Origin of the sequence: Streptomyces sp. NPDC058279 (genome assembly GCF_042881255.1) — a bacterium.
GTDB lineage: Bacteria > Actinomycetota > Actinomycetes > Streptomycetales > Streptomycetaceae > Streptomyces.
Genome location: NZ_JBHVYA010000014.1, coordinates 19,543 through 43,676, shown reverse-complemented (window position 1 = coordinate 43,676; position 24,134 = coordinate 19,543). Strand labels below are relative to the sequence as shown.

General features: G+C 73.7%; 18 protein-coding genes. 1 reads left to right on the top strand and 17 read right to left on the bottom strand.

The window, feature by feature from the left end; genetic code table 11:
* From ACFVXJ_RS23760 to ACFVXJ_RS23680, 17 genes are all read right to left on the bottom strand, one after another.
* On the bottom strand, positions 1–279 hold the full coding sequence (locus ACFVXJ_RS23760) for an acyl carrier protein (protein ID WP_389664467.1): 279 nt from the start codon (positions 277–279) through the stop codon (positions 1–3).
* Positions 272–1,852, bottom strand: coding sequence for an AMP-binding protein (locus ACFVXJ_RS23755; protein WP_389664465.1), 1,581 nt, complete (start codon positions 1,850–1,852; stop codon positions 272–274). The genes ACFVXJ_RS23760 and ACFVXJ_RS23755 overlap by 8 nt, the downstream gene beginning before the upstream one ends.
* Positions 1,849–5,187: an amino acid adenylation domain-containing protein gene (locus ACFVXJ_RS23750; RefSeq protein WP_389664463.1), complete on the bottom strand. Its 3,339-nt coding sequence runs from the start codon at positions 5,185–5,187 to the stop codon at positions 1,849–1,851. The genes ACFVXJ_RS23755 and ACFVXJ_RS23750 overlap by 4 nt, the downstream gene beginning before the upstream one ends.
* On the bottom strand, positions 5,184–7,472 hold the full coding sequence (locus ACFVXJ_RS23745) for a class I tRNA ligase family protein (protein WP_389664461.1): 2,289 nt from the start codon (positions 7,470–7,472) through the stop codon (positions 5,184–5,186). The genes ACFVXJ_RS23750 and ACFVXJ_RS23745 overlap by 4 nt, the downstream gene beginning before the upstream one ends.
* On the bottom strand, positions 7,469–8,566 hold the full coding sequence (locus ACFVXJ_RS23740; RefSeq protein ID WP_389664460.1) for an NAD(P)/FAD-dependent oxidoreductase: 1,098 nt from the start codon (positions 8,564–8,566) through the stop codon (positions 7,469–7,471). The genes ACFVXJ_RS23745 and ACFVXJ_RS23740 overlap by 4 nt, the downstream gene beginning before the upstream one ends.
* On the bottom strand, positions 8,566–9,894 hold the full coding sequence (locus ACFVXJ_RS23735; protein WP_389664458.1) for a lysine N(6)-hydroxylase/L-ornithine N(5)-oxygenase family protein: 1,329 nt from the start codon (positions 9,892–9,894) through the stop codon (positions 8,566–8,568). The genes ACFVXJ_RS23740 and ACFVXJ_RS23735 overlap by 1 nt, the downstream gene beginning before the upstream one ends.
* A gap of 100 nt (positions 9,895–9,994) precedes the next feature.
* Positions 9,995–11,314 (bottom strand): MFS transporter, encoded by a 1,320-nt coding sequence (locus tag ACFVXJ_RS23730; RefSeq protein ID WP_389664456.1) that lies wholly within the window; start codon positions 11,312–11,314, stop codon positions 9,995–9,997.
* Complete coding sequence (locus ACFVXJ_RS23725) at positions 11,304–12,635, bottom strand: acetyl-CoA carboxylase biotin carboxylase subunit family protein (protein ID WP_389664454.1); 1,332 nt, start codon at positions 12,633–12,635, stop codon at positions 11,304–11,306. Before ACFVXJ_RS23725 ends, ACFVXJ_RS23730 begins: the two co-directional genes overlap by 11 nt.
* Positions 12,632–13,870 carry a saccharopine dehydrogenase C-terminal domain-containing protein gene (locus tag ACFVXJ_RS23720; protein WP_389664452.1) on the bottom strand — a complete coding sequence of 413 codons (1,239 nt, stop codon included), beginning with the start codon at positions 13,868–13,870 and terminating at the stop codon, positions 12,632–12,634. Before ACFVXJ_RS23720 ends, ACFVXJ_RS23725 begins: the two co-directional genes overlap by 4 nt.
* Positions 13,860–14,924 (bottom strand): saccharopine dehydrogenase, encoded by a 1,065-nt coding sequence (locus ACFVXJ_RS23715; protein WP_389664450.1) that lies wholly within the window; start codon positions 14,922–14,924, stop codon positions 13,860–13,862. The genes ACFVXJ_RS23720 and ACFVXJ_RS23715 overlap by 11 nt, the downstream gene beginning before the upstream one ends.
* Before the next feature lie 122 nt (positions 14,925–15,046).
* Positions 15,047–16,198 (bottom strand): cytochrome P450, encoded by a 1,152-nt coding sequence (locus ACFVXJ_RS23710; RefSeq protein ID WP_389664448.1) that lies wholly within the window; start codon positions 16,196–16,198, stop codon positions 15,047–15,049.
* A gap of 33 nt (positions 16,199–16,231) precedes the next feature.
* On the bottom strand, positions 16,232–17,425 hold the full coding sequence (locus ACFVXJ_RS23705) for an acyl-CoA dehydrogenase family protein (protein WP_389664446.1): 1,194 nt from the start codon (positions 17,423–17,425) through the stop codon (positions 16,232–16,234).
* 11 nt (positions 17,426–17,436) lie between these two features.
* Positions 17,437–19,728 carry an iron-containing redox enzyme family protein gene (locus ACFVXJ_RS23700; protein WP_389664444.1) on the bottom strand — a complete coding sequence of 764 codons (2,292 nt, stop codon included), beginning with the start codon at positions 19,726–19,728 and terminating at the stop codon, positions 17,437–17,439.
* Between the two features lies 1 nt (position 19,729).
* Entirely contained in the window at positions 19,730–20,695 is a 966-nt protein-coding gene (locus ACFVXJ_RS23695) for a 3-oxoacyl-ACP synthase (RefSeq protein WP_389664443.1), read from the bottom strand.
* On the bottom strand, positions 20,692–21,621 hold the full coding sequence (locus ACFVXJ_RS23690; RefSeq protein WP_389664441.1) for an oxaloacetate decarboxylase: 930 nt from the start codon (positions 21,619–21,621) through the stop codon (positions 20,692–20,694). Before ACFVXJ_RS23690 ends, ACFVXJ_RS23695 begins: the two co-directional genes overlap by 4 nt.
* A 29-nt stretch (positions 21,622–21,650) precedes the next feature.
* Positions 21,651–22,475, bottom strand: a complete 825-nt coding sequence (locus tag ACFVXJ_RS23685) for a thioesterase II family protein (protein ID WP_389664440.1) — start codon at positions 22,473–22,475, stop codon at positions 21,651–21,653.
* A 74-nt stretch (positions 22,476–22,549) separates the two neighbouring features.
* A complete protein-coding gene (locus tag ACFVXJ_RS23680) occupies positions 22,550–22,846 on the bottom strand; it encodes a hypothetical protein (protein ID WP_389664438.1) in 297 nt (98 codons plus the stop codon).
* Between the two features lie 242 nt (positions 22,847–23,088).
* Between ACFVXJ_RS23680 and ACFVXJ_RS23675 the strand changes: the two genes are divergently transcribed.
* The gene (locus ACFVXJ_RS23675) at positions 23,089–23,946 is read left to right on the top strand and encodes a LuxR C-terminal-related transcriptional regulator (protein ID WP_389664437.1); all 858 of its coding nucleotides are present in this window, start codon (positions 23,089–23,091) and stop codon (positions 23,944–23,946) included.
* The last annotated feature ends 188 nt before the right edge of the window (positions 23,947–24,134 follow it).

The window sequence follows — 24,134 nt, the reverse complement described above, 5'->3', positions numbered from 1 at the left end:
TCAGGCTCCGGTCGGTGCGTCGTGGTGGCGGGCGAGGGCGCTGGTGACATCGCGCAGGGTCCGCATGGCGGCGAGGTCGTGTTCGGTGAAGTGGCAGAGGTCGACGCCGGTGTCCTCGCACAGCTCGGTGAGGAAGAGCACCTTGTTGAGGGAGGTCAGGCCGTAGGCGGCGGCCAGGTCGGCGTCGGGGTCGAGGGACTCGGCGGGCACCTCGGGGATCAGGACGAGGGAGAGCTGTTCGCGGGCCGCCGACTCGATGGGGGTGAGGGTGTCAGGCATGGATTCCGGCCTCCTGATTGAGCAACTGGTGCGCGTAGGCGCGCTGGATGGCGGGGCGTTTGGGCTTGTACTGGGAGGTCAGCAGACCGTTGGCGATGCTGAACGGCTCGTCGGCGACGATGACCCGGCTGATCCGCTCGTCGGGCGTGCCGGCGGCGTTCGCGGCGGCGAGCCGGGCGGTGACGGTCTCGGGGTCCACGGGCAGGGCGGCCGGCGAGACGACGGCGACGAGGTCGGTCTGGGTGGGGCTGAACAGCACGCATTCGGCTATCGCCGGGTCGGCCTTCATCCGCTCCTCGACGGGCCGCACCACGAGCTTCTTGCCGTTGTCGAGGACGATGACGTCATCGGCGCGGCCGTGGACGAACAGGAAGCCGTCCTCGTCGAGATGGCCGATGTCGCCGGTGCGTACGGTGCCGTCGGGCAGGAACACCTTCTCGGAGTCGCCGGGGGCGGCGTACGCGTAGTGGTCGTTGACGGGGTGGGTGCTGCGGACGCCGATCACCCCGTCCGCGCCGATCAGCACCTCCTTGCCGCGCACCACCCGGCCGACGCTGCCCGCCCGGTGGGCGCCGGGGTGGTTCTTGGTGACGATGCAGGTCTCGTTGAGGCCGTAGCCCTCGAAGAGGGGCAGCCCGGCCTCCTCCGTGAAGAAGCGGACCGTCGCGGGCGCGGCGGGTGCGGAGCCGGTCCACAGGTAGCGGATCCGGTCGCCGAACAGGGCTTCGGCCACCTGTCGGGTGGTGCCCGCGCCGTGGCGCCTGCCCTTGGCCTCGATCCGCCGGCGGGCCGTCTCGTAGAAGGCGGGGACGCCCATGACCACCGTGGGGCGCGTCCGGCGCAGGGTGGCGAAGGCGGCTTCGTAGGTGGTGAGGGTGATGTCGTGGCCGTGCAGCAGGGCCGAGTAGACCCAGTAGCGCTGCTGGAGCAGGGAGAGCGGCAGGAAGACGAAGAGGTGGTCGTCCGGGGTGTGTTCGAAGATCTCCTGGACGGCGTCCAGGGAGCTTTCGACGCTGCCGGCGGTGGCGCCGAGGCCCTTGGGGGCGCCGGTGCTGCCGGAGGTGAACTTGATGGTGGTGACGTCCCGCGGCGCCCAGGTGACCGGCGGCAGCGGTGCGTCGGGCCCGGCGCCCGGTTCGGTCAGGGCCCAGACGTCGTCGGTCCGCAGGGTGCCGGGGAGGTCGGTCGGCCGGTCCGTGCACAGGAGGGTGATGCCGTAGCGGTCCATGAGGTCCCGGGACGGCGTGAACTTGCCGGGCTCCAGGCCGGCCGTCTGTGCCTTCAGGCGCAGCGCCGCCAGGTCGAGCAGCACCCATTCCACGCTGTTGGCGGCGAGGATGCCGATCCGGTCGCCCGGCCCGATGCCGAGGCCGCGCAGGTGGTGGGCGAGGCGACCGGAGCGCGCGTACAGCTCGGCCAGGGACACGGAGCGGGTGCCGTCGAGGCGGGCCGCGTGGAGCCGGCCGCCGGCCGTGGGGGCGGACCGGACGAGCCGGTTGAGCGGTGAGGGGTCCGGGCGGGCGCCGGGGGCGGGGGCGGCCGGCGCGGGCGGGGCCGCCGTGCGCGCGGTCATCGGGCCTCCTGTGGGGTGAGTACGGCGGCCATGGCGCGGACGGTGTCGATCTCGGCGAACTGGTCGAGGGTGAGGGTGACGCCGAAGCGCTTGCGGGCCGCGGTGAGGATGCGGGCGGCGGCGATGGAGTCGCCGCCGAGGGAGGCGAGGGTGTCCAGGGCGCCGACGTCGGTGCGGCGCAGGACGGTGGCCCAGATGTCGGCCAGCAGCTTCTCCGTGTCGCCGGTCGGGGCGGAGTCGGCCGCGGCGCCCTCCGGTGTCGCGGACGCGGCCGGGCCGGGGTCTTCGGCGCCGATCGCCGCGAGCTTCGTACGGTCCACCTTGGCGTTCTTGGTCAGGGGCAGGCTGTCGTGCCAGACCAGCGCCGCCGGCAGCATGTAGTCGGGCAGGTCGGCGCGCAGCGCCCGGCGGACCTCGGCGAGTTCGGGGCGGTGCGGGCCCTCGGCTACCAGGTGGGCGAGGAGCGAGCCGCCGCGGGCGGCGACGACGGCCTGGGCGACGCCCTCCAGGGCGGCGAGGCGGGTCTCGACCTCGCCGGCCTCGATCCGGTAGCCGTTGACCTTGATCTGGAAGTCGGAGCGGCCGAGGATCTGGATGTCCCCGTCCGGCAGGTACCGGCCGAGGTCGCCGGTGCGGTAGAGGCGTTCGCCGCGCACCGGGTCCGCGTAGAACCGCTCGGCGGTGCGTTCGTCGTCGCCCCAGTAGCCGCGGGCCAGGCCGGCGCCGGCGGCGACGATCTCGCCGGTGACCCAGTCGGGTGCGTCGAGGCCGTCGCGGTCCAGGACGTAGGCCCGGTTGTTGGCGTTGGGGCGGCCGTACGGGATGGACTCGGTGCCGTCCTCGTCCTCGCGGACGGGGTGCAGGATGTTCCAGATGGTGGTCTCGGTGGGGCCGCCGAGGGAGACCACCTCCAGGCCGGGTTTGAGGGTGCGCAGCGCGGCGGGCAGGGCGGGCGGGAGCCGGTCGCCGCTCATCATGACCAGGCGCAGGGCGGGCGGTACGTCGCCGTCGGCGGCGGCCTGGTCGTGCATCAGGCCGACGATGGCGGGGACGGAGTTCCACACGCTGATCCGGTGCCGTCGGCACAGGTCGAGCCAGTGGGCGGGGTCGACGGCCTTGTCCCGGTCGGGCATGACCAGGGCCGCGCCGGCCGAGAGGGCGCCGAACACGTCCCAGACGGAGAGGTCGAAGTTGAAGGCGCTGATGGCGAAGAAGCGGTCCCCGGGGCCGATCCGGAAGCGGGTGTGGCAGTCGGCGACGACGTTGGCGACGTTGCGGTGCGTCACCATGACGCCTTTGGGGGCGCCGGTGGTGCCGGAGGTGTAGAGGACGTACGCGAGGTCGTCGGGGTCGGAGCCGGGCAGCCGGGCGGGGACCTCGGCGGGCCGGTCGGGCTCGTCCGGCAGGGCGGCGAGGTCGAGGACGGCGAACTCCCCGGGCGGGCACGCCTCGACGGGGCCGCCGTCGGTCAGGACGCACCGCACCCGGCCGTCGCGGAGCATGTACCGCTGTCGGGCGGTGGGCAGGGCGGCGTCGACGGGCAGGTAGGCGGCGCCGGCGAGCACGGTGGCGAGGATGCCGATGATCTGTTCGGGGCCGCGCCGCATGACGAGGGCGACGAGTTCGCCGCGGCCCACGCCGTGTCCGCGCAGCCAGGTCGCGGCGGCGGCGGCGCGGCGCAGCAGTTCGCCGTAGCCGATCTCGCGGTCCGTGGTGAGGATCGCGGGGGCGTCGGGGGTGCGGGCGGCGACCGCGGCGATGGCGTCGCCGAGCATCTCGTCGGGCAGGGCGACGGCCGTGTCGTTGGCGGCGCGGCGACGGGCGCGCTGGGCGGGCGGCAGCAGGTCGAAGCTGTGGCGCTGCCAGGCCGCCTCGTCGGCGAGGGCGTCCAGCAGCGTCCCGTAGCCGTGCGCGAGGTCGTCGAGCAGCCCTTCGGGGAAGAGTTCGTCGAGGCCGTCGAGTTGGATGACGGCGGCTCCGTGCTGCTCCATGGCGAAGGCGTTCAGCCACACCTGGGGGGTCTGGCTGACCGAGTAGACCTCGGGTCCGAACAGTTCCAGGGTCGAGCCGTCGACCTCGCTGCTGACGTGTCCGATGGCGCTGTTGAAGGTGAACGGCATCCGGGCACCGGCCACCCCGCCGCGCCGGCGGGCGAGTTCCTGCATGACCTCGATGCCGGAGAAGTGGCGGTGGTCGATGTCGGCGTGCAGCCGGGCCTGTAGGGCCTTCGCCCGCTCGACGAAGGTGAGCGACCGGTCGACCTCCGCCTCGACCAGGAGGGTGTCGGAGAACTGGCCGATGGCCTCGAAGACGCGGGGGTGGACGGGCGGCCGGTGGGCGATGGTGGTGGTGAGGGTGAAGCGCTGCCCCGCGCCCCAGGTGGCGAGGGCTTCCGCGTACGCGGTGAGCAGCAGCGCGGAGGGCGTCAGTCCGGCGGCGGCGGCCCGCTCCTTGACGGCCGTCCACCGCTCCCGCTCGACGCGGACCCGGCGCTGGGTGAAGCGGGAGCGGGTCAGGGCGGCGGGGCTGGTGCGCAGCGGCAGGTCGGGGTGGGGGGCGAGGTCGTCCAGCCGGTCCGTCCAGTAGGCGCGGGAGCGCCGGGCGGGGGCCTTGTCGCGGGCCGTTTCCAGTGTGGCGAGGTAGTCGTCGTAGGCGAACTCCTCGGGAGCGTCGGCGCCTTCGGGCGCGGGGTTCTGGTAGGCGCGCCACCAGGCGCGGAAGAACAGGAACATGCTGATCCCGTCCATGACGAGCCCGTCGTGGCCGACGTGGAGCACCATCTTGTCGTCGGCGAGGACGATGACGTCGACGCTGAGCAGCGGGGCCCGGTCGGCGGGCAGCACCTGGTGGGAGCGTGCCTCGCGCAGTTCGGCGCGCAGGGTCTGCTGCCGGCGCGGGGTGTGGTCGCGCAGGTCCAGGCGGCCGATGGGCAGCCGGCGGTGGTGCCCGTACTCGGTGACCTGGCGGTCGTCGGCGAGGAAGCGGGAGCGCAGTGCGCTGTGGGCGCCGACGACGGTGTCGAGGGCGGTCTGCAGCCGGTCGAGGTCCCAGGCGCCCTCGATCTCGTGGAAGACGTGGCTGGCCACGTCGCCGATCTCGAAGACGCCGCTCCGGCCGATGTAGTAGCTGCGCTGGAGGGGGGTGAGGGGGAAGCCGGGGCCGAGCCGGGCTTCCTCGGCGAGGTGGGCGACGAGGGCGGGCTTGGCGGCCTTGACGCGGGCGATGAACTCGGGGTCCATCCGGTCGCGGTTGCCCTGGAGGCGCAGGTCGCCGTCGACGAGGCTGACGGACAGGCCGCGTTCGGCCATCTCGCGCAGGACGCTGCGGTGGTTCATCGGGTCCCTCCCTCGGTGTCCGCGGCGGCGGCGAGGGCGGTGACGGCCGCGTCGTCGGCGCGCTCGGCGATGACGGCGGCGAGTTCGTCGAGGGTGCCGCCGTGCAGGAGTTCGTCCATGGAGAGGTCCACGTCGAGGGCGTCGAGGATCTGGTACTGGACGGTGACGGCCTGGAGGGAGCCGGCGGCGAGCTGGGTGAGGGTGCGTCCGGCGATCGGCTCGTCCTCCTCCAGGCGCAGGGCGGTGCGGACGATCCCGGTCAGCCAGGGGGTGAGGGCGTTCTCCGCCCGGTCGGCGGGGGCGGCGGTGGCCGGCCGGAAGAACACCGCGTCGGCGAGGGTGACGGCGGCGCCGGGGGCGAGGAGTTCGACGGTACGGGGCCATGTGCGCGGGGCTTCGAGGCCGAGGGCGGCGGCCAGCTTGTCGGCGAAGCGGGGCATGACGGGGGCCGCGGCGTGCGCGAGGAGGCGGGCGGCGGCCAGTTCGAGGGCGATGGCGGTGCGGTTCTCGTTCGCCCATGCCTCGGTGTCGGCGAGGAGGCCTTCGCCGCGGGCGAAGCGGACGGTGTCGCGGACGATGCCGTCGAGTTCGGCGGCGGCCTGCTGGAGGGAGAAGGCGTCGTTGCCCAGCGCCCCGGTGACGGCGGTGAGGCGGGTGCCGAGCCGGGCGAGGAACGCGGAGTGTTCGGGGGTCCAGTTCCCCGCGTCGGGGGCGTGGCCGCCGTGGTGCTTGCGGACCCGGGCGCCGAGGTCGTTCAGCCACTGCTGCCAGGTGCCGATGAGGGTGTCGTCGAGGGTGGCCTCGTAGGCGGCGCGCCGGAAATCGGTGCGCAGGCCCTCGGGGCGGGTGGCGGCGAGGAAGTAGCGGACGGAGTCGACGGTGTCGGGGGTGAGGATCTCCTTGCCCCAGACGGCGTGCCGGCGGCTGGTGGAGAACTTGCTGCCCTCCAGCAGGTAGAACTCGTTGACGTGGTAGTCGATGTCCGGGGTCCAGCCGGGGAAGGCCAGCTGGTAGAGCACGGGGTAGAGGACCGCGTGGTAGAAGCTGTTGTCGTAGCCGAAGAAGTGGACGATCTTCCAGTCCCGGCCGGGGTCGGCGGCCCGCCAGCCGCGGCCGAGGCGGGCGCCCAGGGACTGGATGCCGTGCAGGAAGCCGTAGCTCATCTCCGGCCAGACCCAGATGACCTGGCCCTCGGTGATGTTCTCCTGCGGTTCGACGCCCCAGGTGGCGGGGTGGGTGACGGGGATGTCGAGGGCGGGGCGCCGGAAGAGCCGGTCGGCGAGTTCGCGCAGCCGGGCGGGCACCCGGCCGAGCCGGTGGTGGGCGCGCACGTCGTCGGCGAAGGCGTGCAGCGGGAGGGTCCAGCGGGCGGCGGGGGCGCGGCGGGGGGCCGCGGCGGAGTCGGCGGAGACGGGGTCGGTGAGGTCGGCGACGGTGTTGGGTTCGCCGCACTCCTCGCAGATGTTGCCGGAGGTGGTGGTGCCGCAGCCGGGGCAGCCGCCCTTGACGTCGACTTCGTAGAGGTACCGGCCGCTCTCGGCGTCGTAGAGGGCGTCGTGGGCGGTGACGGCGATCCGGCCGGAGTCCACGACGCGGCTGAAGAAGTCCCGCAGGCCCTCGCGGTAGTCGGGGTCCTGGTCGGTGACCGTGTACTGGTCGAGCGGGATGTCCATCAGCCGCAGGGTCTCGGCGATCTCGGCGCTGTAGTGCGCGGCGGTCTCGGCGGGGGTGCGGCCGTCCTTGCGGGCGGCGCCGACGACGTAGCTCTGGTAGTCGTCGCTGCCGGTGAGGTGGTATGCCTCGGCGCCGGTCATGCGCTGGAAGCGGGTGAAGGCGTCGGCGCCCAGGTAGGGGCCGGAGAGGTGGCCCAGGTGCAGGTCGCCGTTGGGGGTGGGCGGGGTGGAGAAGACGAAGACGGGGCGTTCGCCGAAGCTCTTGCGGGCCGGGTTCGCGGCGGAGGTCAGGGCCCGGTCGCCGTCGCGCCAGTACTGGGTGAAGAAGACGAGGTCCGTGTCGCCGGTGTTGGCCAGGACGTGCGTCTCGAACGGTTCGAAGAGGACGACGGTGCCCGGTTCGGCCCGGTGGTGTTCGCCGCTGTCGACGATGAACTCGCCGCGCCCGGAGACGATGACGAACAGTTCGGTCTCGTCGTGCTGGTGGCGGTCGGCGGCGCGACCGGGCGCGACGCGGCCCCAGCCGGCTCCGGTGCCCAGGCCGTCGACGCCGCTCATGTCGATGCCGAACGCCTCTTCCAGCGCGTCGGGGTCGTAGTTGGCGATGATCATGTCGTGGCCTTCCGGGGTGAGGCGGGCAGGGAGAGGAGGTCCGCGGCACGGGCGGCGAGGGCGGGGGCGAGGCGGTAGCCGGAGCCGCCGGCGGCGCCCGCGAAGACGATCCGGCCGTCCTCGGTGAGCGGGGTGACCAGCGGCCGGCCGGCCGGCCCGTACGCGTCGCAGAAGACGCGGCCCGAGTGGCAGTGCCGGGCGAGCTCGGGGGCGTAGCGGGTGAGCAGGGCGCGGGCCTCGTCCAGGTGGCCCGCGGTGAGGGCGGGGTCGACGGCGGCGGGGTCGACGTCCCATTCGCGGCAGGTGTAGCTGAACAGCCAGTGGCCGCGGTGGTGGAAGGGCAGCAGGAAGGCGTCCTCGTCCTGGAAGACGATCGCCCCGTCCCCGGGCCTCGGGGCGACGTCGAGGTGCAGGGCGACGATCTTCTTGACGCGGGCGCCGAGCGGGGCGACGAGCTCGCGCCAGGCGGGTTCGGCGAGCCACGGCCCGGGGGCGAGCACCACGCGCCCGGCGGTCAGGGTGGCGCCGCCGGTCAGCGTCAGGTGGGCTCCGTCCGGGCCGGTGTCGAGGGCGGTGACGGCGACGGCCTCGCGGAAGCGGACCCGGGGCCGCAGTTCGGCGGCGAGCGACTGGGTGAGGGCGTGGACGTCCGCGTACTGGCAGCCGTCGCCCGCCCAGGCACCGACGTGCTCGGGCAACGGGGCGACCGCCGGCGGGAGTTCGCCGGTCCGGCGCAGCTTCGCCTCGGGGAGGTAGACCTCGCGCAGCCGCTCCTCGGCGGCCTCGGGGGCGAGGACCGTCATCGGGAGGGGGTGGATGGGCAGGTCGGGGCGGGCGGTGTGGAGGTCGGCGTAGAAGTCCTGGCTCTCGGCGGCCAGGGTGCGCACGGTCTCGGTGGCGCCGCGCGGGAAGTGCAGTCCGGCGGAGCGGCGGGTGGCGCCGGAGCCGATCATCTCGCGTTCGAGGACGGTGACGCGGGCGGCCGGGTCGCGGGCGAGGATCTCGCGGGCGATGAGGACGCCGAGTATCCCGGCGCCGACGACGGCGACGTCGCTGCGGTCCCCGGCCGGGGCGGGGGCGGCGGGGGTGCTCATCAGGCGCTCCACCGTTCCTGCGGCGCGGGCTTGGTGGACCACTCGATGAAGGACGCCAACTGCTCGTCGCCGCGTACGCCGCTCAGCCGGTCGGCGATGCGCCGGCTGCGCCAGGCGTTGAGGCTGAGGTTGGGGTCGGCGAGGCCGCGCTGGCCGCGCACCCCGTTCTGGACGAAGATCCGGCGGTCCTCGGGCCCGTCCCAGCGGACGGCGTAGTCCTCGTCGACGCGCAGTTCGTCGCCCTCGCGCTCCAGGCGGTGGGCGACGGGGGCGAGGAAGTCCATGGCGGCGGGCCGGTAGCCGGTGGCCCAGACGACGACGTCGGCGTCGAACTTCTCGGCCGATTCGGGTTCGCCGGTGTGGCGGGCGGTGACTTCCCAGCCGGCGACGGGGGCGGCGCTCACGTCGAACACCTCGCGGCCCGGGTGCAGCGCGACCAGGTCCTCGTTGCCCTCCACGAAGCGGTGGACGTAGATGCGCTGGTAGATCTCGCGCAGGGTGGATTCCGAGATGCCGTCGCTGGTCAGGATGTTGCGGGAGTTCAACGACTGACGGCGCTCGCGGGACAGTCCGTAGAAGTAGTCGGCGTGGCTGGGCATGTAGTAGTCGTTGGTGAACGGCGAGTCGTCGATCGGGAAGTAGTTCTGCCGGCGGGAGATCCAGGAGACCCGGCGGGGCAGTTGTCGGCCGGACCGGGAGATCAGGTCGAGGAACGCCTCCGCGCCGGACTGGCCGCCGCCGATGACGACGACGCGCTTGCCGCCGAGGTCGTGGGCGGCGTTCAGGTAGTCGGCGACGTGGAACTGGGTGGGACCGAGCAGCCCGGCGCCCTGCGGCGGGACCCAGGGGCGGCTGCCGACGCCGACCACGATGTTGTCGGCGGTGACGGTGCGGCGGTCGGTCCGGACGGTGTAGGCGCCGCGCCGGTCGTCGAAGTCGATCTCCCGGACGTCCTCGCCGAAGGCGATGTTCTCGTTGCGGCGGCTGGCCCAGGCGAGGTAGTTGCGGAACTCCAACCGGGGCACGTCGTCGAAGCGGGCGTTGAGGAAGTGGTAGACGCGGCCCTTCTCGTGGAGGTAGGCCAGGAAGGAGAAGGGGCTGGCCGGGTCGGCGAGGCTCACCAGGTCCTTGAACTGGGAGACCTGGAGGGTGGTGCCGGGTATCTGTTGGCCGTCGTGCCAGCTGAAGGACTCCTTGCGGTCGAGGAAGAGATTGGGGAGGTCCGCGCGGCGGTGCAGCAGTGACGCCAGGCTGAGGTTGGCCGGGCCGACCCCCACTCCTACGCAGCGGAAGTGCGCGGCACCGGGCCGGAAGCTCTCGTGCCCCATGGTCGAAACCTCTCGTTCGATTCGAAATCGGTAAGGGTGGGGAGGGGGGGGAAGGGTCGGGCGGTACGGGCCTGGCAGGGGGCCGGGCCTGTGGTACGGCTCAGGTGGTACGGCCGCGGCGGTCGCGTACGGCGACCAGGCCGGCCAGGGTGGCGAGCAGGGAGACGGCGCCGACCAGCGGCCACACCAGGGAGCCGAACCGGAGGAAGAGCCACGCGCCGGCCATCGGCCCGAGGGCGGAGCCCAGGCCGAACATGAACTGGAAGCTGCCGATGTAGCGCGAGCGCAGCGGCTCGGGGCCGGCGCTCGCCGGGTAGGCGAAGACGGCGGGGCCGCCGAGGATCTCGCCGAGCGACCAGACGAGCGTGCCGATGACGACGGCGGCCGGGCCGATGGGCAGTCCGTAGCAGGCGACCCCGGCGCCGACGAGGGCGAAGCCGAGACCCACGGTGATCTTCAGCGGCCAGTGCTGGGAGACCTTGGTGACCAGCAGTTCGAAGGCGATCACGATGAGGCCGTTGAGCGCGACGGCGAAGGTGTACCAGAAGAGCGCCATCCCGGCGTCCTTCATGTACAGCGGGAGGGTGGAGAGGTACTGGGTGTAGACGGCGGCGTGGCAGAAGGCGGCGGTCAGGTAGAGGAGGTAGCGGCGGTCGCGCAGGACGGCCGCGTAGCCGCCGCGCGGACCGGTGGGTTCCGGGGCCGGGGTCTTGGCCGCCGCGGGGCGCGGCGCGACCTTGGCGGGGAGGGTGGTCCGGGCGACCAGGGCGTAGCCGAGCGCGATGACGGCCTCGCCCCAGAAGAGCAGGGTGTACGAGTGTCCGCCCGCGTTGTAGAGCGCGTACCCGAGCAGTGGGGCGGCGGTCGCGCCGACGTTGAGGCCGAAGCGGTACATCGCGAAGATCATGATCTGCCGGTCGCCGTCGGTCTGGTCGGCCAGCAGGGTGGCCGAGGCCGGCCGGAACAGTTGGGCGCCCAGGCTGACCAGGGCGATCGCGCCGAGCAGCAGGGTGAAGTCGGGCAGGTAGAGCAGGGCCGCGGTCAGCACGGCCGTGCTGCTCATCGACAGCACGGTGGCGTGGCGGATGCCGAGCCGGTCGGCGAGGGTGCCGCCGACGAGGGAGCCCGCGACGGCCCCCGCCCCGTAGACGCCGAGCGCGATGACGGTGCGGCCCCGGGAGTGGCCGGAATCGGTGAGGAAGAGGACCAGGAAGAGCTGGAGGAAGCCGCTGAGCCGGTTGACGAGCACCCCGGCCAGTACGGTTTTGACGGCGGGGGTGGCCTCCTTGAAGGTGGCCCACACGGCGGTCCGTTCGGCGCCGGCCGGCGTCCGGGGGGCCGCGGCCTCGGCCGCCACCGTCACCTCGTCGGCCGCCACCGCCTCCTCGTCCGTCCCGGCGGCTCTGATGTCAGTGCTCATCGCGGGCCTCCGGGTCGGTGGTGACGGTGACGGCGCCGCGCACCCGCCGCTCCAGCTCGTCCAGCCCCTGCGGGGTCGGCGCGTCGATCAGGAACGTGACCGCCCGGTCGTCGGAGCTGGCGAGCGGGCCCAGCGGCGCGCCCGCCTCCTTGAGGACGAACAGGGCGCGCAGCGTGGCCGGGTCGTCCGGCGCGCCGGGCGCGAGCTCGGGCCACATGCCGGACTCGCCGACCCACAGGGGCCGTACGCCCGGCCAGTCGAGGGTGACGTCGGCGAGGGCGCCCGTGCCGTGCTCCAGGTAGACCTGGCGGGCGAAGCGGGTCGGGGCCGGGTAGGAGGCCGGTTCGCCGAGCGCGATCCGGATGATCTCGGGCTCCAGCGGCTGCCCGGTGGCGAGGTGGTAGAGGGCGACCAGGCCGTCGCCGGGGGTGCGGGCGGCGACCTCCATCAGGTAGGGACGCCCGTCGTCGCCGGTGCGCCACTCGGCGTGCGCGATGCCGTCGCGGAAGCCCAGCGCGTCGAGCATCCGGCGGTTGGCGTCCAGCAGGGCCGCGTCGGTCTCCGTACGCGCGTTGGGGACGGAGTGGGCGAGTTCCACGAAGGTCTGCGCGCCGGACTCGGTGGTCTCCTTGCGGGTCACCGAGGTGAAGACGGGCCGGCCGTGCTGGACCAGGGACTCCACCGAGAACTCCTGGCCGGTGACCTTCCGCTCGATCAGCACCGTCTCGTGGGCCGGGTACGACATCAGCAGCTCGCGCAGCGCCTGCGCGTCGCCGACCGCCACCACCCCCGAACTGGAGTGCCGGGTGGCCGGCTTGACGACGACGGGGTAGTCCAGCGCGCCCAGCTCGGCGTCCTCGCGACCGCCGGGCGGCACCACCAGGCAGGCCGGGCCGAACTCCGCCAGGTACCAGCGCTGGAGGTACTTGCTGCGGCAGACCCGGGTGGCGCGCAGCCCGGGGCCGGGCAGGCCCAGCGCGTCGCACAGCAGCCCGGTCTGTTCGACGAGGGTCTCGCCGACCGCGTAGGCGCCGCGCACGGTGTAGCGGTCGCGCCAACCGCGGGCCCGGGCGACGAACCCGGGGGTGTACGAGCCCTCCTGGTCGAGGGAGCCGTCGACGTAGGCGATCTCGTCGATGAGGGACGCCGGGTGGTCGGGGTCCTTGCGGGCCGTCTCGGCGGCGTCACGGTGGCTCTCGGAGGTGATGAGCAGGATCTTCAGGCCGCGCGCGGCGAGTTCCTCCAGGTAGCGGGGGTTGCGGCAGACGACCCGGAAGGCGCCGGTGAGGACGAAGGCTTCGGGCGGGGTGGCGGGGCTCATGCCGTGGCTCCTGACGGGGTGGTGGGCGAGGTCGCCCCGGCGGCCGGGACGTGGGTTTGGGTGTACGTGCCGCCGAGGCCCCGAGCGGCGAGGAAGGAGAGCCAGTGGTCGGTCTCGGCGGGCGTCTCGGCGGCGCGGTTCAGGCCGGCGGGCAGGGCGCCGGCCAGGATGCGGGTCACGCCGTGGGCGACGGGCAGGGAGACGCAGCGGGCCATCGCGGATTCGGCCGCGGTCCCGGTGACGTCGAGGAGGTGGGAGCCGTGCCAGTGGGCGCCGTCGTCGGTGCGCAGGTCCAGGGTGACGGAGAGGACCACGCGGTCCCGGTCGTCGGCGGTGGTGGGGTGGCGGGCGGCGAGTTCCGCGGCCAGGGCGCGGACGGCGCCGGGGTCCTCGGCGGCGACCGTCTCGAAGACGTCCTTCCAGGCGGTGCGCCAGCCGGCGTTGCGCAGGGTGCCGCGGACGAAGGCATCGAGCTCCCAGTGGTCGGGGATGCCGTACTGGTCGACGAAGGGGACGCTGTCGCGGTTGGGGTAGACCTCGAAGTCCTCTCCCGCGAGGGTCCGGGTACGGGTGGCCTCCCAGGGGTGGGGGACGGTCACCTCGGCGCCGGCCTCGATGTACCGGGCCGAGGAGCCGAGGGCGGCGAGCACCCCGTACGGGGCCCAACTGAAGCGGTAGCGGAAGGCGTTCGGGACCGCCGGGACACCCCCGCAGTAGGAGGTGAACGCGGCGGTCGCGGGTATCGCGCCGAGGGCCCGGCGGCCCCGCGCGACCAGGTCGTGGGCCAGCAGGTGGTCGATGCCGGGGTCGAGGCCGGCCTCGGTGAGGACGACCGTACGGGCCGTGCTCCCGGCCTCGGCGGCGCGTTCGGCGAGTCCGGCGAGTTCGGCCAGCTCCGGGGAGACGTAGCTGGTGCAGGCGAAGTGGGCGCCGCGTTCGATCGCCAGGCGCAGCAGCGGGGCGTGTTCGGCGGCCGGGAGCATGGAGACGATGACGTCGCCGGGGCCCGCCTCGGCCGCCAGGGCGGCCGGGGCGGAGGGGGTGAGGGCGCGGACTTCGGCGCGGCCGGTGAGGCCGAGCGCCGCGAGTCGGGCGGCGGCGCGCTCCTCGGTGCGGTCCCACAGGACGACGCGGGCGGCGCTTTCGCAGACGAGGGAGAGGCCGGAGCGGCCGGTGGACAGGCCGGTGCCTATCCAGTGGACGGTGCCGGAGGCGGCTATCGCGTCATCGGACATGGTGGGTCTCCTGGGCCTGGACGGCCGTCTCGAAGGTGTGCAGGGCGCGGGACCACACGCCGTCCCACTCGGCCAGGCGGGCCAGGTGCGGGGCGAGTTCGGCGGAGAAGGCGGTACTGGCCTCGACGGGCAGCAGGGAGGGGAGGTTGTCGATGGCGATGAGGTCGAGGCGGGGGGCGTCGGCGCGCAGGGCGCGGACCGGCTCGTCCCAGGTGGTGGTCCGGTCGTAGACGGGCAGCACGTTGCAGTCGGAGGTGACGTCGCAGGTGACGTCGGAGACGAGGGACAGGCGGCGGACCGGGTCGTCGAGGTCGGCCTTGGTGAGGAACGGTGGTACGGGGTCGGTGGTGAGGACGGTGTTGACCATCAGGTCGTGGTCGAGGAGGGCCGCGCGGTCGAGCGCGCGGGTCTCGGGCAGGTCCCAGCGGGTGGCGGTGAGACCGGCCGTGGTCAGGGCGTCGCAGGCGCCGCGGCCGCTGCGGCCCAGCGCGCCGATGACGAGGGCGGTGGTCGTGGTGTCATGCGACGCGGACGCGGCGAGGAGGGCGTCCAGGGCGGGGCGGTCGGTGGGGCGCAGGGGGGCGGTCAGTCGCCCGCGGCGGTGCAGGACGGCGAGGGCCGCGCCGACGTAGCCGGCCCAGTAGCCGAAGGCGGCGACGCGGCGGCCGGAGTCGTCGGTGAGGTACTCCATGTCGAGGAGGGCGCCGCCGCCGGCGGTGAAGCGGGCGAGCAGCTCGGCCGCGCCGGCCTGGCCCTTGTAGGCGTGGCCGAAGTAGATGTGCCGGTGGCGCAGCGGGGTGCGGGCGTCGGGGAGTTCCTTGAGGCCGAGGACGTAGGCGTCGTCGGGGGCCTGTTCGTGCCAGGAGGCGGTGGGGGCGCTCGCGCAGCCCGCGGCGGTGTAGTCGGCGAGGGGGAACACGCGCTGGTCGCTCGCTTCGACGGTGATGCGCAGGCCCTGGGCGACGAGGTGGGCGGCGTCGGCGGGCGTGAGGGGCGCGCGACGTTCGGTGGGGCGGGCCTCGTGTCGCATCCAGAGGTGAATACTGTCCGACATCTTACGGTTTGTCCTATCAGGAGGCATGGGGGTGGGAGGCCCCCGGCCATCTCGGTGTGACGGGGGTGCGGGGTGGAGCGGGTATGGGGTGACGGGTGTGCGCGGGTGGGGGCGGGTGCGGCTCAGATCAGCGGGATGCGGGCGTTCGCCAGGGGGCGGTAGGCCGGGGTCTGGGGGACGGTGGACGGGGAAAAGCCTGCCGCGAGGAGTTCGATGACGACGGCGGTGGCGAGGGCCACGGCGAGCGCCTCACCCGGGCAGCGGTGGGCCGAGGCGCCGAAGGTGAAGACCGCCGGATTCACCCGGCCGGGGTGCAGCGCGTGCGGGTCCGGGTTGACGGCGGGGTCCCGGTTGGCGGCGGCGAGGACGACCAGCACCTGCTGCCCCGGTGCCACCTCGGAGTCGGCGTGGGCGAAGGGTTCGGCGGCGAAGCGGCGGGTGTTCTGGATCGGGGCGTCGTACCGGACCACCTCGCGGACCAGCGCCTCGATCCCGGCCGGGTCCGCCGGGTCCGCCGGCGCCGCTCCCCGGGCGAGGGCGACCAGGGTGTTGCCGATCAGGCCGGCGGTGGCGTCGTAGGTCTGGGACAGGAACCCGACGGCGTTGGAGAGCAGCGGCCCGTGATGCGGCCACGACGCCCGGTCGGCGGCGCGGACCAGCTCGGCGAGGAGCCCGCCGCCCTCCGCCGTGAGACCGGGTGCCAGCAGCTCGCGCAGCCGGGCCGCCGCCGTGGCCGCGGCCGCCTGCTGCGCGGGCGTGGCGGTGGCGGGGATGCACTGGACGAAGTCGCCGATGGCGCGGGCGGCCTCGCGGTCGGCGCCGTCCGTCAGTCCGCTGAGCGAGGCGACGACCCGGGCGGGGACGGCGAACATCAGCTCCTCGTGGGGGACGCCGCCGCCCGCCGCGAGGGCCTGCCGGGTGAACTCCCGGGCCTGCTCGGCCGCGTGGGCGGTGTCGGCGCGGGCCAGGGCGTCGGTCACCACCGTCTTGAGCCGGCCCTGCGTGGTGCCGTCGGTCATGCGCACCAGGTCGCCGAAGACCTCGCCCGCGGCGGTCCCGGCGATCCCGGCCGGCACCGGCTCGGCCGGCGGGCGCACCCGCAGCGCGTCGCTGCCCAGCACCGCGCGCACGGCCGCCGCGTCGGCCGCCACCCAGGCCCCGAGCGCCTCGTCGTAGGCGAAGGGGCGCTCGGCCACCAGGGTGGCGTAGAAGGGGTAGGGGTCCGGGAGGCGGACCGCCTCGATCGGCGTGGTGGTGGTGTTGGTGCTGGTCACGTCCTGCTCCTTGCCGGGGTGAACACGTACGGGTCAGGCTGCCGCTCGCTGTGCGCGGCGCATGTCGAGGGAGCCGGCGATCGCCATCCGCAACACCTCCGAGGTGCCCTCGTAGATGCGCAGCGACCGGATCTGCCGGTACAGCCGCTCGGTGACGCCGCCTTGGACGACGCCCGCCGCGCCGAGCAGTTGCACGGCGGAGTCCACCACGCCCTGGGCGGCCTCGGTGGCGTGCACCTTGGCGATGTTGGAGTGCCGGGCGAAGCGGCGGTTGCCCCGGTCGGTCTCCCAGGCCGCGCGCGCCACCAGCAGCGCGGAGGCGCCCAGTTGCACCTCCATGTCGGCCAGGGCGGCCTTGACGAGCTGGAGGTCGAAAAGGGTCTGTCCGTACGCCGCCCGCTCCCTGGTGTGCGCGAGGGCGGTGTCGAAGGCGCGGCGTCCGAAGCCGAGGGCCGCCGCGCCGACGGTGGTGCGGAACCGCTCCAGCAGGTCCACGGCGACCACGAAGCCCCGTCCGGGCCGACCGAGGAGGGCGTCGGCGGGCAGCCGGCAGTCCTCGAAGGCCAGGTGGGCGAAGGAGCGGGGGGCGATCGCGTCGATCCGCTCGGCCCGCAGGCCGGGGGTGTCGGCGGGGACGAGGAAGGCGGAGAGCCCGAGCGCTCCGGGGCCCTGGCCGGTGCGGGCGATGACGACGAACAGGTCGGCGATGGTGCCGTTGGCGATCCACGCCTTGCGCCCGTTCAGGACGTACGAGCCGTCCGCCGTGTCCCGGACGGCCGCCAGGCCCACGGCGGCCACGTCCGAACCGGCCTCCCGCTCGGAGACGGCGAACGCGCCGATCGTCGTCCCGGCGGCCATGCCGGGCAGGTGGCGGCGCTGTTGCGCCTCGCTGCCGAACCGCAGCAGGGGGGTCGCGGCGAGCGCCTGGATGGAGTACGCGAAGTCGGCCAGGTCCTCGGCGTAGGCGAGGGCCTCGCGGCGCAGGCACACGGCGCGCAGGTCCTCGGCGGGGCCGGCGGCGGGGTCGAGCGCGGCCAGCCAGCCCGCGTCGCCGAGGGTCCGCACCAGCCGGCGTCCGGCGGTGTCGGGGTCCAGGGCGCGGACCTCCTCCCACAGGACCCGGTTGCTGTCGCACCAGGTGCCGGCGGTCTCGGCGAGGCGGCGGTGGCCGTCGTCGTAGAAGGGGAGGTCGAGGACCTCGGGGTCGAAACTCGTCGTCGGTTCCACGGCGGGGCTCCTCAGATGACCAGGTCGGCGGCGGTGGCCGGGGCGGTGGCGGGACCGGCCTGCGCCGAGCGCACCCCCTTGACCAGGGCGTGTTCGACGAAGTAGGCGAAGGAGGCGTAGCCGCGCCAGACGCGGCGCCAGGCCCGCTCGACGGCTTCCGCGCCGGAGGCCCGGCGGACCTCGTCCAGGTGGGCGACGACGATCTCGGCGGACTGGCGGGCGTGGCCCGCCGAGAAGTTGTCGATCGACAGGTGCGCTTCCTCGTAGGAGATGTCGAGGCCGTGGTAGCGCAGCTTCTGGATCTCGTGCAGCCGCATCGCGCCGAGGCCGAACATCTCGATGCCGAGGTTGTAGCCGAGGATCTCGTCGTAGAGGGTGTCGGGGAAGAGCGAGAGACAGACCTGGTGGACGGAGAAGCCGTACAGGTGGTCGGGCAGGTCGCCCTGGTCGAGGAAGGCGTCCTGCCGGATGTGTGGCAGGTCCATGCCCATGCTCGCGAGGACCTTGTGGATGATCGTGATGTGGTTCTTCGCCATGTCGCCGCGGCCCATCTCGTCGGCGTAGATCGAGAAGAGCATGTCGTCCCCGCGCCGGCCGCGGCGGCCCAGGTTGGCGACGCGGTGGGCCCAGGTGCCGTCGATGAGGCTGCCGAGCGCGTACGTCGACTGCTCGAAGACGACCTCGTCGCGGTCGGGGATCTCGGTGAGCGGCTCGTACGGGTCCACGAGCTTGTCCCGGTAGATCCGCTCGACGCGTTCCAGCAGGGCGTCCGGCGTGTAGTCGAAGAACTCGGCGTTGGTCAGCAGACCGCCGGCGCCGTGCGTGAAGAGCAGCTCGGCGTCGGCGAGGCCGGCCTCGGCGCGGGCCCGGGCCAGCGGCAGGACGTTCGGGTAGCGCTCGAAGTTGACGAGCCGGTGGAAGAGGGCGCGCTCGTCCGGGGCCGGGTCGGCCTCGCGGACCACGAGTCCCGCGGGGCGGGCGGCGGTGAGGCGGGCGCTCCAGTGCCGGGCGGCGTCGTCCCCGGCGGTGGCGGGGGCGGACAGGGGTCCGGCGGGCTCCCCGGCGGCGATGGAGCGGGTCCAGGCGGTGAAGACGGCCGCCTCGCGCTCGTCGAAGATCCCGAACATGGGGCCGCCGAACTTGATGGACTTCAGGAAGCGGCAGGGGCCGCCGTCGCGGGCGGGGCGCACTTGGCGGGCGGTGCGGAACTCCGCGACGAAGGCGGCGGCGTCGAGGTGTTCGTCGTCGAGCCACTCGGTGAGCTTGCGGGTGCCGAGGCGGACGGCGCGGTGCTGGCGGCCGGCGTGCGGGGCGTGCCGGGCGACGATCGCGGCGACCTTGTCGTCCAGGGACAGCCCTGCCTGCCAGTGGGCCAGTTCGGTGAGGGCGTCGGTGTGTTCGCGCTCCAGGCGGACGAAGAGGCGTACGGCCGCCAGGGCGCGGCGGCGGTCCTCGGGCCCGGTCGGGGAGTGCGCGGTGAAGGCGAGGTACTCGGCCAGCAGGGGCCGTACGTCGCTCTCGGTCAGCATCGGCTCGCCGCCGAGCAGGAGTTCGTCCACGCCGAGGGCGTGGGCGGCGTAGTGGACGCCGACCACTTCCGGGAGGAAGGAGGCGGGCAGCCGGGAGAGGGCGACGCGGAAGGCGGCGTGCAGGGCGGTGAGCGGGCGGGCCCCGGCGTCGTCCAGGAAGCGGGCGGCCTCCACCTCGGGGAGGTACACGCCCCGCGCGGCCAGTGCCCGGCGGCGGCGGGCGGGTTGGCCGGCCTCGGCGGTGCCCTCGCCCTGGAGCAGCCAGTGGTGGCGGAAGAGCCGGCCGACGATCTCGGCGGGCTGGGTGGCTGCCTGCGAGACGGTGTCCAGCCAGCAGCCGCCGGACAGGGCGAGGGGGGCGCGCTGGCGCAGGACGGCGGTGCGGATCTCGGGGTCCTCGTGGTCCCGCAGGGGGGTGAGGGCGGCGGCGAGTTCGGCGCGGGCGGCCAGGACGTGGGCGGCGACGGCGTCGGCGACGGCATCAGCATCAGCATCGGCATCGGCGTCGGCCGGGGCGTCTTCGCCGGCCGGCTCCGCCGTCAGGAAGGCGGTGAGGACCAGGCGGGCGGCGAGGAGAGCGCTCTCACTCTCCTGGTCGGCGAGCAGCCGGCGGAACAGCTCGGCGGGCGCGCCGGCGGTGATCCGCTCGGCCTCGGCGAGGGCCGCCGGGCTCGCCTCGACGGGCCCGGCGGGCAGCGAGGTGGTCAGGTCGGGGAGCGGGAAGGCGGGCGCCGGGCGAGTGCGGGCGCTGTCGAGGGAGGGCGCGGTGGTCATCTCAGTTCTCCTCCCGGCCGGGGGTGACGGGCGATGGCTTGCGCAGCAGGACGCCGACGCGGGAGCCGGGGACGCTGGAGGCCAGCAGGTAGTGGCCGCCCGGGCGGAGTGCTCCGGCGGTGGACCGGTCCACGAGGTTGATCAGCGGGTCGGCGGCGAAGCAGTGGCCGAAGCGGGTGATGTTGTCGAGGTGGAGCTGCTGTCGGCTGAAGCCGGCCTGGCGTTCCTTGAGGGTGATGAGGGGCTTGAAGAGGTTGGGGTGCAGCAGGCCGTCGATCTCGTCGAGCTTCATGCCGGCGGCGTCGAGGATGCGCTCGTTGACGGTGCGGGCGAGCTCCGAGCTGATCTCGTGGGACCAGTCCAGGGAGGTGGGGTCCTGGGCGGCGGCGCCGGCGATGAACTCGTAGGTGTCCGCGCCGAGGGGTTCGGCGGAGATCAGGCAGGCGGCGGAGCCGTCGCTGAACAGGGCGAAGTTCTCCATGCGGACGGATTCGTCGGTGACCCGGTCGGTGGTGACGACCAGCACCCGCCGCTGGGTTCCGGCGGCGACGAGGGCGTGCGCGGTACGGATGCCCGTGAGGAGGTTGGTGCAGCGGTTGAGGGTGAGGCCGGTGAAGGCGGCGTCGAGGAGGCCGACGCCGGTCATCACCTTCTCCACGAAAGCGCCGTGGGTGCGCGGGCCGCCGGGGAAGCGGGTGGAGCACAGGATCAGGCAGTCGATGCCGGCCGGGTCGGCGCCCGCGGCCGCCACGGTCGCGCGGGCGCTCTCGACGGCGAGGGCGTCCAGGCTCTTGGCGGTCCTGCGGACGCTGCCCCAGCCCCACAGCTCGGCCCGTGGCGCCATCTTGAACCGGCGGGCCCGTTCCTGGAGGTTGCCGATGCTCGTGTGGTCGGCCACCTGTTCGCCGAGTACGTAGCGCGGCGCGGACAGGTGGACGGCGGGTAAGGCTGCGGGAGGAAGGCTCACGGTGCCGGATCGCTCTCTCGGTCGTCGGACGGGGCGGTCGGGGCGGTTGCGTCGGGGGCGGACGCGGTCGGGGCGGGCGTCGCCAGCAGGGCGTTGGCCTCGGCGTACGGGAGGGCGTCGGCGCCGAAGCCGAAGGTGCCGTACTCGCCGATCTCGCGGGCGGCCCGGGTGAGGGCGCCGAGCGCGGCGCGGGACAGGGCCGAGCCGGTGCTGATCCGGCGTACGCCGAGCGCCCCGAGATCGGCGACGGACAGCTTCGGCGCCCCGCCCATCAGGACGTTGACGGGGCGGGAGACGGCGGAGCAGACGGCACGGATCGCCTCGGCGTCGGGCAGGGCGGGGGCGTAGAGCACGTCCGCGCCGGCGGCCTCGTACGCCCGAAGGCGGCGGATGGTGTCGTCGAGGTCGGGGCGGCCCTGGAAGAAGTTCTCGGCCCGGGCGGTGACGGTGAAGGGGAAGTCGAGTCCCTTTGCCGCCTCGACGGCCGCCTCGACGCGCTCCACCGCTTCGGCGAGGGGCCGTACGGGGTCCTCGTCGCGACCGGTGGAGTCCTCGATGGAGCCGCCGACCAGCCCGGCGGCGGCGGCCAGCCGGATGGTCTCGGCGATGTCCTCGGGGCGCTCGCCGAAGCCGCTCTCCAGGTCGGCGGTGACGGGCAGGCCGGTGGCGTCGACGATCGCGGCGGCGTTGGCGAGGAGTTCGTCGCGACCGACCTGGTTGGCCCCGTCGGGGCGGCCGAGGCTGTGGGCGAGGCCGGCGCCGGTGGTGGCGAGGGCGGCGAAGCCGAAGGAGGCGAGGATGCGGGCGGTGCCGGCGTCCCAGGGGTTGGGGACGACGAACGGGGCGGGGCCGGTGTGCAGGTCGCGGAAGGCGACACCGCGGGCGTACCGGGATCGGGGGTGGCGGGCGTCGGTGCTGGGGTTCACGGTGTCCTCGCTGGTGCGTCGGCCGGTGGTCAGATCAGCTCAACGTACTCATCACGGGCGGGCGTTGGCGCGTCCCGACGGGCGGCGCGGGCGAGGGGGCGCAGTACGTCGGTGACGGTGTCGGGCCGGCCCTCGAAGTAGAAGTGGCCTCCGTCGACCCAGTGGCGGGCCGGTTGTCCCGGGCATTCGCGGGCCCACGGGGCGAGGGAGGCGGTGGTGACGTGCGGGTCGTCGATGCCGTTGAGCAGGGTGATCGGCACGCGCAGCGGCCGGGCGGGTCGGTACGCGTACCCGGCGACCATCGTGAAGTCCGCCTTGAGGTGGGGCAGGAGCAGTTCCTGCATGGCCTCGTCCTGGAGCACCTCGGGCGGCAGGCCGCCGAAGAAGCCGACGGCCTCGGTGAACCGGCGACCCTCCAGTCGGGCCGTCTCGACCACGCGCGGGGTGGGCAGCAGGGAGGGGGCGGAGCAGCCGGAGGCGACGAGGGCGGCGAGGCCGGGTACCCCGTCGAGGCGGCGGGCGACCTCGAAGGCGAGGGCCGCGCCGAAGCTGTGGCCGAAGAGGACGAAGGGCCGGTCGGGGGCCGCGTCGAGGGCGATGGCCAGGGCGGCGCCGTCCGCGAGTTCGGCGACGCCGGCGGGGGCCGGTTCGCGGAAGCGGTGGCCTCGGCCCGGCGGGCACACGGCGAGGATGTGGGCGTCGTCGCGCATGCCGTCCTGCCAGTCGAGGAAGGTGCGCGGGTTGCCGCCGGCGTGCGGGAAGCAGTAGACGCGGGTGCGGGTGTCGGCGCGGTCGGCGGCGGGGGTGGCGCCGGGGGCGGTCTCGGAGGTCAGGAACCAGGGGGAGGCAGCCACGAAGATCAGCCATTCCTTTGCCGGTCGGGCGGTGGCGGAGGGGTGGAAGTGCAGGACGGGGTGGTGGTCGGGGGTCAGTTCCAGCCAACGTCGCTCGGGTCGGCGGGCTGGGGGGCGGGGGTGGTGCCGGGCTTCGGGTTGTTCCAGCCGACGTCACCGGCGCCATCTGCGAGGACGCGGGGGGCCGTGTGGTTCCAGCCGACGTCGCCGAGGCGCAGGTGGGTGCCGGATCCGTCGGACAGGGCGCCCTGGGCGAGGCCGGTGACGGCCGTTCCCAGCGCGAGGGCGGCTCCGGCGGCGGCCAGGACCACTCGGCCGCGGATTCCGGAAACGCTGCCGGCCCCGCCGGTAACCCTCTGGTTCTTCGTCATTTCCCCAGTCCCCTCGGTCGTTTTCGCCTTTTGGTCATTCGAGAAACGGAAGTCCGAATCCGGTGTGCGGCTGTGGTGATCCGCCGGGCGCCTTCTCGGTGTTCGTTCCTGCGGTGAGACCAAATCTCCTCTGCCGGGAGATCCCGAGGTAGACCTACGATGGCTCCGGTTTCCGCATTGCGGGAATCCACGGGGTCTCAAGCGCCCCGAACACCCACATATCGGACAGACAGGGGTGGCGTGTGGACGTAGTTAAATACGTCAAATCCGCACAAAGTGGTGCACCCGAGGAGCCGCGTGCGCCCGCGGAGGAGGAACCGCAGGCATTCTTGCGAGAACTCGCAACACACCTCGGCCTGCTGGCGCAGGAAGCCGCACAGCAGGCCACGCGGGCGGAAGCCCGCACGGAGATCGGGGCCGGTCCGCAGGAGCAGGTGGTCGGACCCGGAGTGCGCTACCTGCACGGCCTCGCCAGTATCTCCTCCGCGATCAACGAGGCGCTGGCCGCGGTGCGCAGGGACATCCTGACCGCCCAGCCGGACGGGGCGCGGCCGAGCGCGGTACTGAAGGAGGCGCTGGAATCCGTACGCCGGCAGATCGCGGCGGGTATTTCCATGCGCACGCTCTACCAGCACACCACGCGTTTCGACGAGGCGACGAAGGACTACGTCCGCACGGTCACCGAATACGGGGCGCAGGTGCGGACGCTGGAGGAATTCTTCGACCGGCTCATCATCGTCGACGACACGGCTTTCATTCCGGCGAACGCGGACCGCACGACCGCCATTTCCATTACCGAGCCCACCATCATCCGATTTCTGCGCGACACGTTCGACAAGGCGTGGGACCGGGCCAAGCCCTTTCCGTTCGTTCCGCTGCACGCCGCCAAGGCTGCCGACGAAGTGGTGCCGGCCATCCGGGAGTCCATCAGCAGACTGCTCGTGGAGGGTTACTCGGACAAGGCGATCGCCCGCCGGATCGGCATCAGTGAGCGCTCTCTGCAGGCACACATCGCGGCCATCAAGCAGGAACTGGGGGCGCTCAACCGATTACAGCTCGGCTATCTGCTCGGCCGCAACGAGGCGACGTACGTGGTCTGAAGAGAGGTCGGACGGGCGGTCGGACGAGGGGGGGCGACGATCGTGGGAGGCGGCACGGCGGGGCGCGACGGGTCTCCCGCGCGGCACTCCGGCAGCCCTCCGGCGGTACTCCGACGCCGCTCCGGCGGTATTCGAGCGGGCTTATGGCGCGCCCGGCAAAAGGGCTGCCACGATCCGAACGGGAATCG

Coding starts and splice junctions, on each gene's coding strand:
- ACFVXJ_RS23750 (WP_389664463.1), bottom strand. CDS start 5,187: ATGAACCACCGCAGCGTCCTGCGCGAGATGGCCGAACGCGGCCTGTCC.
- ACFVXJ_RS23760 (WP_389664467.1), bottom strand. CDS start 279: ATGCCTGACACCCTCACCCCCATCGAGTCGGCGGCCCGCGAACAGCTC.
- ACFVXJ_RS23740 (WP_389664460.1), bottom strand. CDS start 8,566: ATGAGCACCCCCGCCGCCCCCGCCCCGGCCGGGGACCGCAGCGACGTC.
- ACFVXJ_RS23755 (WP_389664465.1), bottom strand. CDS start 1,852: ATGACCGCGCGCACGGCGGCCCCGCCCGCGCCGGCCGCCCCCGCCCCC.
- ACFVXJ_RS23715 (WP_389664450.1), bottom strand. CDS start 14,924: ATGTCGGACAGTATTCACCTCTGGATGCGACACGAGGCCCGCCCCACC.
- ACFVXJ_RS23720 (WP_389664452.1), bottom strand. CDS start 13,870: ATGTCCGATGACGCGATAGCCGCCTCCGGCACCGTCCACTGGATAGGC.
- ACFVXJ_RS23725 (WP_389664454.1), bottom strand. CDS start 12,635: ATGAGCCCCGCCACCCCGCCCGAAGCCTTCGTCCTCACCGGCGCCTTC.
- ACFVXJ_RS23745 (WP_389664461.1), bottom strand. CDS start 7,472: ATGATCATCGCCAACTACGACCCCGACGCGCTGGAAGAGGCGTTCGGC.
- ACFVXJ_RS23730 (WP_389664456.1), bottom strand. CDS start 11,314: ATGAGCACTGACATCAGAGCCGCCGGGACGGACGAGGAGGCGGTGGCG.
- ACFVXJ_RS23680 (WP_389664438.1), bottom strand. CDS start 22,846: ATGACGAAGAACCAGAGGGTTACCGGCGGGGCCGGCAGCGTTTCCGGA.
- ACFVXJ_RS23735 (WP_389664458.1), bottom strand. CDS start 9,894: ATGGGGCACGAGAGCTTCCGGCCCGGTGCCGCGCACTTCCGCTGCGTA.
- ACFVXJ_RS23700 (WP_389664444.1), bottom strand. CDS start 19,728: ATGACCACCGCGCCCTCCCTCGACAGCGCCCGCACTCGCCCGGCGCCC.